The following is a 13921-nucleotide window of genomic DNA, read 5'->3' as shown; positions in this document are numbered from 1 at the left end:
CTTGATAATATGTATCATATGGTATAAAATATGAGATGTAAAAAAAGATTGGAGGTTTACATATGACAAATGTATTGAACTTTGATTATTCAAATGCGCTAAATTTTGTCAATGAGCACGAAATATCATATCTTGAGAAGCAAGCGCTTCTATCATTAGATATGGTGCTTAATAAGACAGCCCAGGGAAGCGATTTCCTTGGATGGGTTGATTTGCCTAAAGATTATGACAAGGAAGAATTTGCTCGCATTAAAAAAGCTGCAGAGAAGATAAAATCAGATTCAGATGTACTTGTGGTTATCGGTATTGGTGGTTCATATTTAGGTGCAAGAGCAGCGATTGAGATGCTTACACACTCATTTTACAATGTTTTACCGCAATCTGTTAGAAAAGCGCCAGAGATATACTTTGCAGGAAACAGCATAAGCTCTACATATCTTCAAGATTTATTAGAAATATTAGAAGGAAAAGATGTTTCTATAAATGTAATATCGAAATCTGGCACTACTACAGAACCAGCTATAGCTTTTAGAGTTTTCAGAGATTTCCTGGAGAAAAAATACGGAAAAGAAGAAGCAAAGTCAAGGATATATGTTACGACGGATAGAGCGAAAGGTGCCCTTAAAAAACTGGCTGATGAAGAAGGATATGAGACATTTGTGATTCCTGATGATGTAGGTGGAAGATACTCGGTTTTAACGGCTGTAGGTCTGCTTCCTATAGCGGCTTCAGGTATAGATATCGATGAAATGATGAAAGGTGCGTACGATGCATCTATAGTCTTCAAAAAGCCGTATATCAAAGAAAATTTAAGTATGCAGTATGCTATTGTAAGAAATGCTCTTTACAGAAAAGGTAAATCTGTTGAAATTTTAGTCAACTATGAGCCAAGACTTCACTATTTTTCAGAGTGGTGGAAACAGCTTTTTGGTGAAAGTGAAGGAAAAGATCATAAAGGTATTTATCCGGCATCAGTGGATTTTTCAACAGATTTACACTCAATGGGACAATTTATTCAAGATGGTAGCAGGATAATATTTGAGACTGTCATAAATGTTGAAAAGCCACTTAAAGAAATAACGATAAATGAAGACAAGGATAATGTAGACGGGCTTAATTTCTTGACGGGTAAGACAGTTGATTTCGTAAACAAGAAAGCTTTCGAAGGGACAGTGCTTGCTCACAATGACGGCGGAGTGCCTAACCTAATTGTGAATGTGCCTGAGATATCAGCTTACAATTTTGGATACCTTGTATACTTCTTTGAGATGGCTTGTGGAATAAGCGGGTATTTAAATGGCGTCAATCCGTTTGATCAACCAGGTGTTGAAGCGTACAAGAAAAACATGTTTGCACTTTTAGGCAAACCTGGTTATGAAAAAGAAAAAGAGGAATTGGAAAAAAGACTAAAAAGATAGTTATGAAAGATATGCCGATTGGCATATCTTTTTTTGTCAGAAAGGTTTTGTGTATAATATAATATGTGAGAATTGTTTTTGGATGGTGATGAAATGGAAGTAGGCATATCTACGGCTTGTTTTTATCCTGAATTTCTTACTGAGAAGACAATACCGATAATAGCTGAAATAGGCATAAAAAATGTGGAAGTTTTTTTGGAATCTTACAGCGAATATGATGAAGATTATTGCAAAGCTATGAGGGATGATTTAGATAGATACGGCATTGAAGTTAATTCAGTACATGCGATAGGAACTCAATTTGAACCGCAGCTTTTTTCAGCAACTGAAAGGCAAAGGAACGATGCCTCAAAGATGCTCATTAAAGTCTTGAAAGCAGCAAAGATACTTAAGGCAAAGATTTACGTTTTTCACGGACCTGCCGTTAAAAAGGACACGACGCCTAATATTGATTTTGACAAGATTGCGAAATATGTGGATTATATAGCTGATACATCAGGAGAATATGGGATTAAATTTTCTTGGGAAAATGTCTATTGGTGCTGGTTTTCGTATCCGGAATTTGCTACATCAATAAAACAGTCTGTGAAAAGCAGAAATGTTTATTTCACCTTAGATATAAAGCAGGCGATGAAAAGCAAGGAAGACCCATTTGAATACTTAAAATCAATGGGTGATAAACTTATCAATGTTCATTTATGCGATTACGATGATTGGGGCAATCTGTACCTTCCAGGCAGAGGAACATTTGATTTTGCAAAGCTTAATAGAGAGTTAAAAAAATTGGATTACACTGGATCTATTATAATGGAAATCTACAGAAACAACTATAAAGATATTGATGATTTAAAAGAAGGCATTGAATACCTAAAAAGCATCTTTGAAAGATAAAGATAAGGGAGTAAACCCTTATCCTTTAAGCTTTACCGGGTACCATTTGCTTTATTCCGCTTGAATCTAGGGCGATGCCATAGCCATATGCCAGCGTAGAGAAATTCAGTTCGGCTTGTTGTAATGGTATGCCTTTAATAGTGACGTTTTTAAGCTCACCCGTACCTACACCTCTTTTAGCACATTGAAACAAGTAGTTGACGCCTTGAGGCATAAGTCCGAACATTCTGGCACCTACTGTATCTGTTGCTACAGGATCTGTTCCTGCTATTATCATGTTTGCATTGATAGGCTTTCCTTCTGATGGCCCTGTGCCTATCATCGCTTCTTGACCGCTTAATATTGTAAGATCTATAGATATTTTTTCAACCATGGCCCTTATGAAATTGTGAAGGTCATCGTGTATGCCTAAATTTTTTTTGGGAAATCCATGTATTTCTGCGGGAGGCCAGCTTAAAGCTATGTTTTTGATTCCAAGCGATACTGTAGCTTCTTCGTGCATTTTCATTTGAGTGAATGAAATTAGTACATCCATTTTTTCATAAAGTTCATTTACTTTTGTGGATTTTAAAAGACAGTCGTCCAGCAGCAATTCTACGTAAGGGCCATAATTTAAATCTACAAATTCGATGCCTTCTTCTGAAATGACTTTATCAAATCCATTGTCAGATAAAACTTTAGGTGTAGGATCTCCACCAGAGCCAGCGGCAATAACAATCCTGCCAGGATTTTTGGATTTTACGTATCTTATAAGGGCTCTCAACGTATCTGGTCCTACTATCGTACCGCTTTGAGGAGGCTTGCTTTTAACGAAATTCGGCGTTATTACAACGGTATTGCCTGCTTCGATTAGATTTTGCAAAGGTAATAAGTTTAAAGCGGTATTTAAGTTTTGTATCTCATCAGGGCCAGATGCTATTGCTACTACTGGTTCTACAATTTTTCTGTACCTCATAAAATCACCTCATATATATGATTTGCATTTTATCAAAAATTAAAATATCTAAGCAAAAAGCCTAAGTAATTTTAACATTTCAACAAATATTTCATTGACAATTGTACCAGAGGACGGTATCATATAATTTAATAAATTAATATAGTAAACTCTTATCAAGAGTAGCGGAGGGACTGGCCCTATGAAGCTCGGCAACCGGATATCACGGTGCCAATTCCAGCAGCATATCGCTGAAAGATGGGAGCAAAAATATCTCTTCTTTTGGCGAAGAGTTTTTTTATTTTAAGGAGGGGCCGTTTTGCAAAATTCTGAAAATTTGTGTCAAAAGCTTAAAAATAAGCAATTTGTCATAACTGTGGAGATATCGACGCCAAAAGGAGCTGATATTTCAAATTCTATTGAAGAAGCGAAAAAATTATATGGAATAGCAGATGCTTTAAATATAACTGATTGTCCTATGGCAAATATGAGAATGAGCCCTATTGCATTGGCGCATCTTTTGCAAAATCATCTAAACATAGAAACCATATTTCACTTAACATGTAGGGACAGAAATCTTATTGGTCTTCAAGCAGAGCTTTTGGGTGCATATGCTCTTGGAGTTAGAAATATCCTTGCCCTTACAGGAGACGATCCAAAGCGAGGTGATGTGCCACAGGCAACAGGCGTGTACGACGTAGATTCTGTAGGTCTTGTGAAGATAGCAAAGTCGCTAAATGATGGATTTGATTACAGTGGAAATAAATTAGAATCATCTACAAATTTCTGCATAGGAACAACAGCAAATCCAAATGATTTAAGACCTGAATCAATAGAAAAATTAAAGACGAAAATAGAAAGTGGAGCATCTTTCATACAGACTCAGCCTGTTTACGATGAGGAGATTTTATACGGATTTCTTGATGCTGTAAAGCAATTTGATATTCCAGTTTTAGTAGGGGTACTACCCCTTAAAAGCTATAAGATGGCTTTAAACTTGAACGAAAAGGTGCCTGGCATCGAGATACCTGAAAAAATAATAGACAGGTTAAAAGACGGTGAAAAAGGTGAAGGGATAAAAATTGCAATAGAATTTATAAACAAGATAAAAGATAAAGTAGGTGGTGTTCATATTATGCCACTTGGCAAGACAGATATAGTTGTTGACATTGTAAATGGCGTAAAGAACATGAGACAAAATGATATAGAAGAAGTATTGTAGTCATCATAAGGAGATGTTGCAATTGGATATTTTTAAGAATTTAAAGAATAGCATAATCGTCTTTGACGGAGCAATGGGCACTATGCTTCAGAAAAAAGGACTTAAAACAGGAGAATGCCCAGAATATTACAATCTTTTACATCCAGATATTGTGTACGAAATCCACAAGTCGTATATAGATGCAGGGGCAGATGTTATTGAGACAAATACATTTGGCGCTAATAGGATAAAATTAAGATCCTACAATCTTTCGGATAAATTGCCTGAAATAGTCAAAAGTGCAGTGCAGATAGCCAGAAAAGCTGCTGGTGATAAAGCTGTTGCTCTTTCTATGGGACCTATTGGCGAACTGATGGAGCCTTTTGGCAAGCTGACATTTGACGAGGCTTATAATGCTTTTGCAGAGGTTGCTGTAGAAGGGGAAAAAGCCGGTGCCGATTTGGCGCTTATTGAGACTATGTCAGATATATTAGAAGCGAAGGCGGCTATTCTCGCTGTAAAGGAAAATGCTAATTTAAAGGTAATTTGTACCATGACGTTTCAAGAAGATGGAAGGACGCTTATGGGGACAGACCCTGTTACAGCAGTAGTAAGTCTTCAAGGGCTTGGCCTTGATGCCATAGGTGTCAATTGCTCTACGGGACCTGACATGATGGCAGACATAGTGAAGAAGATGGCTGAAGTTTCAAGGATACCAATTTTGGCGCAGCCAAATGCAGGAATGCCTCATTTAGAGGATGGATTGACTCTTTACGACATTACGAAAGAGAAATTTGCCGTCGAGACAAAAAAGCTTTTAGAATGTGGAGCATCTATTGTTGGTGGTTGTTGTGGGACAACTCCAGAATTTATTAAGCTTTTGAAAGCTGAGATACATGACACAGAGAAAAAAACTGCCGTGAAAGAATACACAGCAGTTTCATCAAATACAAAGACTGTTTTCATAGGTAGCGATTATCCTGTGTGTGTAATCGGCGAAAGGATAAATCCTACAGGAAAGAAGAAATTAAGTGCAGCTATCAAAGAAGGAAATTTTAATCTGATCTACGACGAAGCTGTATCGCAGGAAAAGCTTGGGGCAAGCGTACTTGACGTGAATATCGGTGTGCCTGGTATAAACGAAGAGGAATTGATGCCTAGAATCGTTTCACAGGTACAGAACATCGTCAACGTACCATTGCAGATAGACAGTAGCAATGTAAGGGCGATTGAAAAAGCAGTTAGGATAGTCAGAGGTAAGCCTATTATAAATTCTGTCAGTGCAAAAGAGAAAAGTTTACAAGAAGTGTTGCCTATTGTCAAAAAATACGGTACAAGTGTTATAGGACTTACAATAAGTGATGATGGTCTTCCTAAAGATGCAGATGAAAGACTTAGAAACGCTGAGAAGATTGTAAAAGCTGCTTTAGAGTATGGAATACCAAAGGAGGATATAATAATTGATTGTATTGCTCTTACAGTGTCATCTGAGCAGACAGCAGCAATTGAAACATTAAAAGCCATCAAACTTGTTAAGTCTAAGCTTGGAGTAAGTACGGTCATAGGACTTAGCAATGTATCTTATGGATTGCCTGAGCGGCAACTTATAAATACTGCATTTCTTGCGATGGCGATATCATACGGTTTAGATGCTGTTATAGTCAATCCAAATGATAAGATAACAATGGATATATTGAATGCTTCGATGGTCTTATCATCAAGGGATAAAAGATGCGAAAGATACATAAATACATATAAGAAAGATGATGGGATAAATAAGACATCAGTATTATCTGTAGAGAAAAAAACAGATAGTAATGCAAGAGAGGTGCTTTACAGAGATATATTAGAAGGCAAAAAGGCTGATATAGATAGATTAGTGTTGGAAATACTTAATGAAGGCGTAGAACCATTAAGCATAGTAGACAATACGATAATACCTGCACTTAAAGATGTAGGAGATAAGTATGACAAAGGGATATATTTTCTTCCACAGCTTTTAAATTCTGCTGAAGTTGTTGAAAGTGCTTTTAAGGTTTTAAAGGAAAAAATGCCTAAAGGGATGGGCTCAAAGGGTAAAATAATACTGGCAACAGTTGAAGGCGATATACACGATATAGGTAAAAATATAGTAAAAGTGTTGCTTGAAAATTATGGCTATGAAGTTATAGATCTTGGAAAGGATGTCAAACCGTCTAAAATTGCAGATGAAGTTAAGAGGACAAATGCGAAACTGATAGGGCTTAGCGCCCTGATGACAACTACGCTAAATAATATGGAAAAGACCATTAAAATATTAAGAGAAAAATATGATATAAAAATCATGGTAGGCGGTGCCGTACTTACAAAGGATTATGCGATGAAAATTGGAGCTGATTACTATGGCTCAAACGCACAAGAAGCTGTAAGGATAGCAGATAAGGTGTTTAGTGAAATAAATTAAAGCCGGGTATCCCGGCTTTTAAAATATCTTTTTGCTTCTTAAGTGTTCTTGCACCAGATCCAAAGTCTCTCCAAATCTCTGGAAGTGTACAATTTCTCTTTCTCTTAAAAATCTTAATGTATCTTTTACACAAGGGTCATCTGTAAGATTTATAAGGTGTTCATACGTTGCTCTTGCCTTTTCTTCTGCTGCCATGTCTTCATGAAGATCTGCGATTACATCACCCTTTGCTTGAATGTACGCTGCTGTCCAAAGCATTCCTGTCGTATCGCTATAAAAAAGAGCTCTATCGTGTTCTGTGTACTGTTCTCCGAGGCCTTCTCTTCTAAGCTCTTCTACTGGTACGCCTTTTAACAGTTTAAAGACCAATGTAGCGATTATTTCTAAGTGACCGAATTCCTCTGTGGATATATCTGTCAATGTTCCCTTTGCTTGCCCTGTAGGCATTGTGTATCTTTGAGTCTGGTATCTCAACGCTGCAGCTAATTCGCCATCTGGTCCACCATACTGTGCAATTAAAAATTTGGCCATCTTAATGTCTGGCTTACATACATTTGCAGGATATTCTAACTTCTTTTCATACACCCACATAGTATCACCTCTTTAATATTGGTTTTCCCATGGCCATGGGTCATCTACCCACCTAAATCTGTTGCATTGCGAAGGTACTTCGCCAAAAGACATCAATGGACCGTAAAGCTGCTCATATTGCGTCTTTAGAGATCTTGACTGTTGGCTATAGTAGTTGTAATCTCTTAATGCTTTTTGGTCATCAGGATGTGTGTCAAGGTAGAGATTTAAGTCAATACAAGCAAAATCCAATTCCATTATTTTTTTAATGAGAGCCACTTGATTTGCGTCCATTGTCAGTACCCCCTTGATTTTTCCTCATTGTAAGGCTTATCTAATTCTGGGAAAATCGTTCCACGCCTTAAACCTTGTTCAGGAGGATACGATGATACATACCTTTGTATTGGTATATAGGCTTCGGCTAAGCCTTTTTGTCCTGTATCATAACTTTGTATATAAAATCCATTATACTCATACATATATAAAACCTCCATTTAATGTTTTCAATATATAATATTCATAAATATATATTTGTGTGATAAAATGCGGATGCAGGTTGTTTTGACGTATTTTACTTTGTATGGTATATATATTGTATATAAATAGGTTAGGGGTAATGCGATATGAAGAAAAACGAAGAAATAATAATTAATATAGATGATATGAATTTAGAAGGTTACGGGTTATCATATTTAGATGACAGTATTATTAAAGTGAGAGGTGCCATTAAAGGACAAAAGGTAAAGGCAAAAATAAAAAGAATAATAGGTAAGGGAATTGAGGCAGATGTTGTAGATATAATCGAGAGATCACCTTTGGAACATGATAATGTATGTAATCATTTTGGTAAATGTGGCGGCTGTGCATATTTAAATATAAATTATAAAGATCAATTAAAATTAAAAGAAGATTATGTAAAAAGCCTTCTTGATGAAGCAGGAATAAAAGGTTTTGAGTTTTTAGGGATTGTAGGAAGTCCTGATGTTTTTTCGTATAGAAACAAGATGGAGTACACATTTGGAATAGATGATAATGGTATAATGCAATTAGGACTTCACATAAAAGGGCGGTATTATGACATTATAACGACGGAGGACTGCAGGATTGTTGACAGCGATTTTATCGCATGTTTAAAAAATGTTTTGGATTATGCAAAACAGCACAGCTTGCCACACTATAATATAAAGACACACGAAGGCTACATGAGAAACTTAGTCATTAGAAAAGCGGCAAATACAGGTGAAATTCTCATAAATATCGTTACAACATCCCAGAAAAAACATGATTTTAGTAAACTGGCAAGTGAGCTTAAAAATATAAAATTAAAAGGAAAACTTGTCGGTATATTGCACACCGTAAATGATAGCTATTCTGATGCGGTTAAATGTGAAAAACTTGAAGTGCTATATGGCAGAGACTATATAATGGAAGAAATACTGGGCCTTAAATTTAAGATAAGCGCATTTTCATTTTTTCAAACTAATTCAAAAGGTGCCGAGAGACTCTATAGTGTAGCAAGGGAATTTGCAGGTGATATATCCAATAAAATTTTATTTGACTTGTACTGTGGCACAGGAACTATAGGAATGATAATGGCACCACTTTCTAAAAAAGTCGTAGGCATAGAACTTGTTGAAGAAGCCGTCGATGCTGCACGAGAAAATGCTAGATTAAACGGGCTTAATAATATACAGTTTATAGCAGGCGACGTCGCACAAAGGATAAAAGAGATAAATGATAAGCCAGATGTGGTCGTATTAGATCCTCCAAGACCTGGAGTAAATCCAAAAGCTGTAATGGACATCATAAAATTAAACCCAGAAAAGATAATTTACGTATCATGCAATCCTGTGTCACTTGTTAGGGATTTGAAAATGCTGATACAGAGGCAGTACAAAGTGGAAAAGGTAAAATGTGTTGACATGTTTCCTCACACATATCACATAGAGACGGTGGTTCTGTTGACAAATAAAAAAGTATAGAAAGTTGGAGAATGTTCTTCTATGTGTTCATAATTTCAGAGGATAGGTTCTAATAAAAGAGCTGACATTGATTTTACTGTACTTGACATTTTGGAAAGAGGAATTATTAAAAAATACAAAATAGAATTTGATTAAAAACTATGGAGGTTTAAGAATAATGAGAAATGAAGCTACTTTAGATGAATGGAAAGAGTTGTACGATGTTGCGAACAAAATAAAAGAGTTAAAGCCATGGGAGTATTTATATGATATGGATATAATAACAATGTTACTGCCCGGTGCGGAGGAACCTGTCTACTGCAGCATAATGGGCAAAGGTGGAGAATTTTTCGGCATTGGTACTTATATGGGATTTGATGCAATGAACAATTTTTACACGATGGCTAAAAGAGATGATATACCTGATATACAAAAAATAAGGTTTCAAGACGATAATGTGCTTATGTGCCATTTTGGGAATAGGGAAGAATTGACAAAAGAAGAGTTAAAGCTTGTAAAAGATTTGGGGCTTAAATTCCGCGGCAAAAACAATTGGATTTATTTTCATTCGTTTAAAAAAGGTTATGTGCCATATCTATTAGATAAAGAAGAGGTCTTATTTGAAATGGAAGTTTTTAAGCATTTATTTGAAGCGCTTAAAGATTATGTTGATGGAAATGTGAAAGTTAATTTTGAAAAAGGCAATACTCTACTTCGCATGTACAATAAAACGAAAAACTTGTGGACTAATCAAGAAGCACCAATTCTTTTACCTGAGCCTGACTATCCACAGCTTGTTTTACAGGATGAATTGCTTGTAGAAAGGATTAATAGACAAGAAGCCAATAAAAGCAAAATAGAAGTCGACATAGCTTATTTGACTGGTGCTATAAGAGATGAAAAATACGATGTTCCTGTCATGGAGAGATTATGTATTTTAGCAGAAAGCACATCAGGACTTATAGTAGATCAGGATTTTATTTTCCCAGACGATAACGAGATGGAAATCATATTTGGTATGACGGTTAATTATATTTTAAATTATGGTAAACCTGATACTATCATTGTAAGAGATGACTATGTATTAAATTTATTAGACGATTTGTGTAAAAAAGCCGGCATAAAGCTAAAAGTCAAAGGAAAGTTAAAAGCCATTGATTACTTTGTAGAAAATTTTTTAAGGTATAGGTTTTAACAGTGGCTTGTTGTAAATACAGTTATTTCACTGGATTTTTATTTGGAGAAATTGCAGTCATATATTATAATGAAGAAAAAGACCTCTGTCTTTTGAATGTATTTTAGGAGGAAATTTATGTTATATATAGGATGTCACTTATCGGTTTCAAATGGATATAAGGCTATGGCGGAAGAAGCGTTAAAGCTTGATGCCAATACGCTGCAATTTTTTACGAGAAATCCAAGGGGAAGCAAGGCAAAGGATATAGATAAAAATGACTGCAATTCATTTGTAGAAATTGCGAATAAAAATAATTTTTCTAAAGTTGTCGCACATGCACCATATACTCTAAATCCGTCATCACCTGACGATAGGACGAGAGAGTTTGCTAAAGAAGTCATGGCAGACGATCTTATGCGGATGGAATATCTCCCAGGTAATCTTTACGATTTTCATCCAGGGAGCCATGTGAAGCAAGGCGTTGATACAGGGATAGAGTATACGGCAAATATGTTAAATCAAATATTAAAGCCAAATCAGTCTACAATCGTGCTTTTAGAGACTATGGCAGGAAAAGGCTCAGAAATAGGAAAGACATTTCAAGAATTAAAACAGATTTTAGACAGAGTAGAATTGCAAGAGAAAATGGGTGTGTGCTTTGATACATGCCATGTTTATGATGCGGGTTATGATATAGTAAATAATCTTGACGGCGTATTAGAGGAATTTGACAAGATCATAGGGTTAGATAAACTTTTTGCTATACACTTAAATGACAGCAAAAATCCGAGAGGAAGCCATAAAGATAGGCATGAAAAAATTGGTAAAGGTTATATAGGGATAGATGCTATAGCAAGAGTCATAAATCATCCAAGTTTAAAACATCTGCCATTCATATTGGAGACGCCCAATGACCTTGAAGGCTACGGAGAGGAAATAAAATTCTTAAGAAGCCTTTACAATGGTTGATTTTTGACGATCCGGAGGACTTTATATGTTTGACGTATGCTTATTGGGTACAGGAGGTATGATGCCTGTACCTGGCAGAAACCTATCTTCACTCATATTGAGGTATGGTGGTGTATCTATATTGGTGGACTGCGGTGAAGGCACGCAAGTTCCGCTTCAAAAATTAGGGTGGGGCTTTTTAAATATAGATACGATATTTTTCACGCATTACCATGCAGACCATATTATGGGACTTCCTGGCATAATATATCAGATGATAAACCAAGAACGGAAAAATAAGCTTAATTTAATGGGCCCTGAAGGAATAGACGTATTGAAAAATCTTTTAAATGTTCTTTTTGTGGAGATACCGTTTGAAATTGAATATACTGAATTAAAAGATGGATATTCCTTAAATGTCGGGGAAATAACAGTGAAAAATGTCGTGGTTCAACATACATCATTGTGCTTTGCTTACAGCTTCGAAGTTAAAAGGCTTCCGAAATTTGATGCAAAAAAAGCAAGGGAATTAAACATACCATTAGAGTACTGGCATAGACTTCAGCACGGCGAAAGCATTATAAAAGACGGCAGTGTAATCTTCACACCTCAAATGGTATTAGGTGAAGACAGAAAAGGCTTAAAAGTAAGTTATTCTACTGATACTCGTCCTACAAAAGATCTTATAAAAATTGCTGAGAATAGCGATCTTTTCATTGGAGAAGGAATGTACGGCGATCCGCTAGATGAAGAAAAAGCGATAAAAAAGTACCATTCCACGTTTTTAGAGACAGCTTTAGTGGCAAAAGAAGCTAACGTGAAAGAGCTTTGGCTGACTCATTTTAGCCCATCATTAAAAAATCCAGACAAATATCTAAAGTATGCTAAGGATGTATTTGAAAATAGCGTTGTCGGATATGACATGATGACAAAAGAATTGCGCTTTAAAGACGTATAAAAATAGTTTCATTTATGTTAGAAAATGATAAAATAAAGTATAGACATTTGCTTAAAATAATTTTTATGATATAATAAATAGAAGTTATTAACGCAAACAAATGAATAGGAGGATTTACTTAATGAGCAGTAATCTTAAAAAAATAGAGAACAGTGTTGCAACAATCGAGTTAAATATTCCAAAGGAAAAATTTGAAGAAGGATTAAACTTTTCATACAAAAAAAATGTAGGTAGATTTAACATACCGGGTTTTAGGCGCGGAAAGGCTCCGAGGATTATCATAGAAAGGTACTATGGTGAAGGTGTGCTTTATGAAGATGCTATAGAGCATGTATTTCCGGATGCATATCAAGAAGCGATTGATACTCTGAAGCTTGAGCCGATAGATAATCCAACAATTGACATTTTACAGATTGGAAAAGGCCAAGATTTAATTATAGAGGCAGTAGTGCCAGTATTGCCTGATGTAGAGCTTGGACAGTACAAGGGTATAGAAGTCAAAAAAGTAGAGTATAATGTTAAAGACGAAGATATTAATAATAGACTTGAACAGATGAGACAGAGTAATGCGAGAGTAGTACCAGTGGAAGACAGAGCAGCTCAGATGGGCGATATAGTTGACATAAGCTTTGAAGGATTCTTAGATGGCGTACCGTTTGAAGGCGGCAAAAGCGACAATTACTCATTAGAGTTAGGCTCTAAGACATTTATTCCTGGATTTGAAGAGCAAATCGTTGGACATAACGTTAATGAGGAGTTTGATGTAAATGTCAAATTCCCTGATGACTACAGGGCTGAAGAGTTAAAGGGAAAAGATGTAGTATTTAAAGTAAAGATATTTTCAATAAAGCACAAAGAATTGCCAGAGTTAAATGACGATTTTGCAAAAGACGTAAGCGAGTTTGATACTTTAGATGAATTGAAAGAAGACATAAAGAGAGAATTGCAAGAACAGTATGATTTAAGCGCTAAAGAAGAAATGAAAGAAAATGTAGTAAAAGCAGTTGTAGAGAATTCTAAAGTTGACATACCAGAAATAATGGTAGATAGGCAAATTGACATATCTTTAAGAGATCTCGATTACAATCTCAGATATCAAGGATTGGATCTTGATAAATACTTAGAGATAACAGGAAAGACAGAAGAAGACTTGAGGAAAGAAATGCACGATGATGCAGCTTTGAGAGTTAAGACGCAGTTAGTCATCGATAAGATAGGTAAAATAGAGAATATAACTGCTACAGATGAAGAAGTAGATAAAAGACTTAGTGAAATGGCAACAAATTACAATGTAAAATTAGAAGATTTGAAGAAAGAGCTGACTGAGTCACAGATAAACAATATAAAAGACGATATAGTCTACTTTAAGACGATTGACTTTATTTTTGAGAATAGTAAAATTATAGATAAAGAGGAGTGA

Annotated in this window: 13 protein-coding genes and 1 riboswitch; of the genes, 9 read left to right on the top strand and 4 right to left on the bottom strand. The window is 35.7% G+C overall.

Features of this window, described 5'->3' with window-relative positions; translation table 11 throughout:
• The first annotated feature begins 62 nt into the window (after positions 1 to 62).
• Together THEXY_RS09380 and THEXY_RS09375 are read left to right on the top strand one after the other, a co-directional pair.
• Positions 63 to 1418, top strand: a complete 1356-nt coding sequence (locus tag THEXY_RS09380; RefSeq protein WP_013788599.1) for a glucose-6-phosphate isomerase — start codon at positions 63 to 65, stop codon at positions 1416 to 1418.
• 93 nt (positions 1419 to 1511) lie between these two features.
• On the top strand, positions 1512 to 2309 hold the full coding sequence (locus tag THEXY_RS09375) for a sugar phosphate isomerase/epimerase family protein (protein WP_013788598.1): 798 nt from the start codon (positions 1512 to 1514) through the stop codon (positions 2307 to 2309).
• Positions 2310 to 2334: 25 nt separating this feature from the next.
• Here THEXY_RS09375 and THEXY_RS09370 read toward each other — a convergent pair whose 3' ends face one another.
• On the bottom strand, positions 2335 to 3264 hold the full coding sequence (locus tag THEXY_RS09370) for a DUF362 domain-containing protein (RefSeq protein WP_013788597.1): 930 nt from the start codon (positions 3262 to 3264) through the stop codon (positions 2335 to 2337).
• A 149-nt stretch (positions 3265 to 3413) separates the two neighbouring features.
• A riboswitch (SAM riboswitch) is annotated at positions 3414 to 3508 on the top strand.
• A 54-nt stretch (positions 3509 to 3562) separates the two neighbouring features.
• On the opposite strand from THEXY_RS09370, the gene THEXY_RS09365 reads away from it, so the two are divergent.
• Together THEXY_RS09365 and THEXY_RS09360 are read left to right on the top strand one after the other, a co-directional pair.
• A complete protein-coding gene (locus THEXY_RS09365) occupies positions 3563 to 4465 on the top strand; it encodes a methylenetetrahydrofolate reductase (RefSeq protein WP_013788596.1) in 903 nt (300 codons plus the stop codon).
• A gap of 13 nt (positions 4466 to 4478) precedes the next feature.
• Positions 4479 to 6887, top strand: a complete 2409-nt coding sequence (locus THEXY_RS09360; protein WP_195890935.1) for a homocysteine S-methyltransferase family protein — start codon at positions 4479 to 4481, stop codon at positions 6885 to 6887.
• An 18-nt stretch (positions 6888 to 6905) separates the two neighbouring features.
• On the opposite strand, the gene THEXY_RS09355 is transcribed toward THEXY_RS09360, so the two are convergent.
• The 3 genes from THEXY_RS09355 to THEXY_RS09345 are packed head-to-tail and all read right to left on the bottom strand — an operon-like array spanning position 6906 to position 7936.
• Positions 6906 to 7478, bottom strand: coding sequence for a manganese catalase family protein (locus tag THEXY_RS09355; RefSeq protein ID WP_013788594.1), 573 nt, complete (start codon positions 7476 to 7478; stop codon positions 6906 to 6908).
• A gap of 12 nt (positions 7479 to 7490) precedes the next feature.
• Positions 7491 to 7751, bottom strand: a complete 261-nt coding sequence (locus tag THEXY_RS09350; RefSeq protein WP_013788593.1) for a spore coat protein CotJB — start codon at positions 7749 to 7751, stop codon at positions 7491 to 7493.
• Positions 7752 to 7753: 2 nt separating this feature from the next.
• Positions 7754 to 7936, bottom strand: coding sequence for a spore coat associated protein CotJA (locus THEXY_RS09345; RefSeq protein WP_013788592.1), 183 nt, complete (start codon positions 7934 to 7936; stop codon positions 7754 to 7756).
• A gap of 144 nt (positions 7937 to 8080) precedes the next feature.
• Here THEXY_RS09345 and rlmD point away from each other — a divergent pair, with 144 nt between their 5' ends.
• The 5 genes from rlmD (at position 8081) to tig (ending at position 13921) form a co-directional block, all read left to right on the top strand.
• Positions 8081 to 9439, top strand: a complete 1359-nt coding sequence (gene rlmD, locus THEXY_RS09340) for a 23S rRNA (uracil(1939)-C(5))-methyltransferase RlmD (RefSeq protein WP_013788591.1) — start codon at positions 8081 to 8083, stop codon at positions 9437 to 9439.
• 157 nt (positions 9440 to 9596) lie between these two features.
• The gene (locus THEXY_RS09335; RefSeq protein ID WP_013788590.1) at positions 9597 to 10613 is read left to right on the top strand and encodes a DUF7309 domain-containing protein; all 1017 of its coding nucleotides are present in this window, start codon (positions 9597 to 9599) and stop codon (positions 10611 to 10613) included.
• Positions 10614 to 10730: 117 nt separating this feature from the next.
• Positions 10731 to 11564, top strand: coding sequence for a deoxyribonuclease IV (locus THEXY_RS09330; RefSeq protein ID WP_013788589.1), 834 nt, complete (start codon positions 10731 to 10733; stop codon positions 11562 to 11564).
• 25 nt (positions 11565 to 11589) lie between these two features.
• Positions 11590 to 12501, top strand: coding sequence for a ribonuclease Z (locus tag THEXY_RS09325; RefSeq protein WP_013788588.1), 912 nt, complete (start codon positions 11590 to 11592; stop codon positions 12499 to 12501).
• A 121-nt stretch (positions 12502 to 12622) separates the two neighbouring features.
• Positions 12623 to 13921 carry a trigger factor gene (tig, locus tag THEXY_RS09320; protein ID WP_013788587.1) on the top strand — a complete coding sequence of 433 codons (1299 nt, stop codon included), beginning with the start codon at positions 12623 to 12625 and terminating at the stop codon, positions 13919 to 13921.

Origin of the sequence: Thermoanaerobacterium xylanolyticum LX-11 (assembly GCF_000189775.2) — a bacterium.
In the GTDB taxonomy this organism is placed as follows: Bacteria; Bacillota; Thermoanaerobacteria; order Thermoanaerobacterales; family Thermoanaerobacteraceae; genus Thermoanaerobacterium; species Thermoanaerobacterium thermosulfurigenes.
Note: the sequence above shows the minus strand (reverse complement) of the source record. Positions and strands in the feature narration are given on the sequence as shown.

Coding starts and splice junctions, on each gene's coding strand:
- THEXY_RS09380 (WP_013788599.1), top strand. CDS start 63: ATGACAAATGTATTGAACTTTGATTATTCAAATGCGCTAAATTTTGTC.
- THEXY_RS09375 (WP_013788598.1), top strand. CDS start 1,512: ATGGAAGTAGGCATATCTACGGCTTGTTTTTATCCTGAATTTCTTACT.
- THEXY_RS09370 (WP_013788597.1), bottom strand. CDS start 3,264: ATGAGGTACAGAAAAATTGTAGAACCAGTAGTAGCAATAGCATCTGGC.
- THEXY_RS09360 (WP_195890935.1), top strand. CDS start 4,479: ATGTTGCAATTGGATATTTTTAAGAATTTAAAGAATAGCATAATCGTC.
- THEXY_RS09355 (WP_013788594.1), bottom strand. CDS start 7,478: ATGTGGGTGTATGAAAAGAAGTTAGAATATCCTGCAAATGTATGTAAG.
- THEXY_RS09350 (WP_013788593.1), bottom strand. CDS start 7,751: ATGGACGCAAATCAAGTGGCTCTCATTAAAAAAATAATGGAATTGGAT.
- THEXY_RS09345 (WP_013788592.1), bottom strand. CDS start 7,936: ATGTATGAGTATAATGGATTTTATATACAAAGTTATGATACAGGACAA.
- rlmD (WP_013788591.1), top strand. CDS start 8,081: ATGAAGAAAAACGAAGAAATAATAATTAATATAGATGATATGAATTTA.
- THEXY_RS09335 (WP_013788590.1), top strand. CDS start 9,597: ATGAGAAATGAAGCTACTTTAGATGAATGGAAAGAGTTGTACGATGTT.
- THEXY_RS09330 (WP_013788589.1), top strand. CDS start 10,731: ATGTTATATATAGGATGTCACTTATCGGTTTCAAATGGATATAAGGCT.
- THEXY_RS09325 (WP_013788588.1), top strand. CDS start 11,590: ATGTTTGACGTATGCTTATTGGGTACAGGAGGTATGATGCCTGTACCT.
- tig (WP_013788587.1), top strand. CDS start 12,623: ATGAGCAGTAATCTTAAAAAAATAGAGAACAGTGTTGCAACAATCGAG.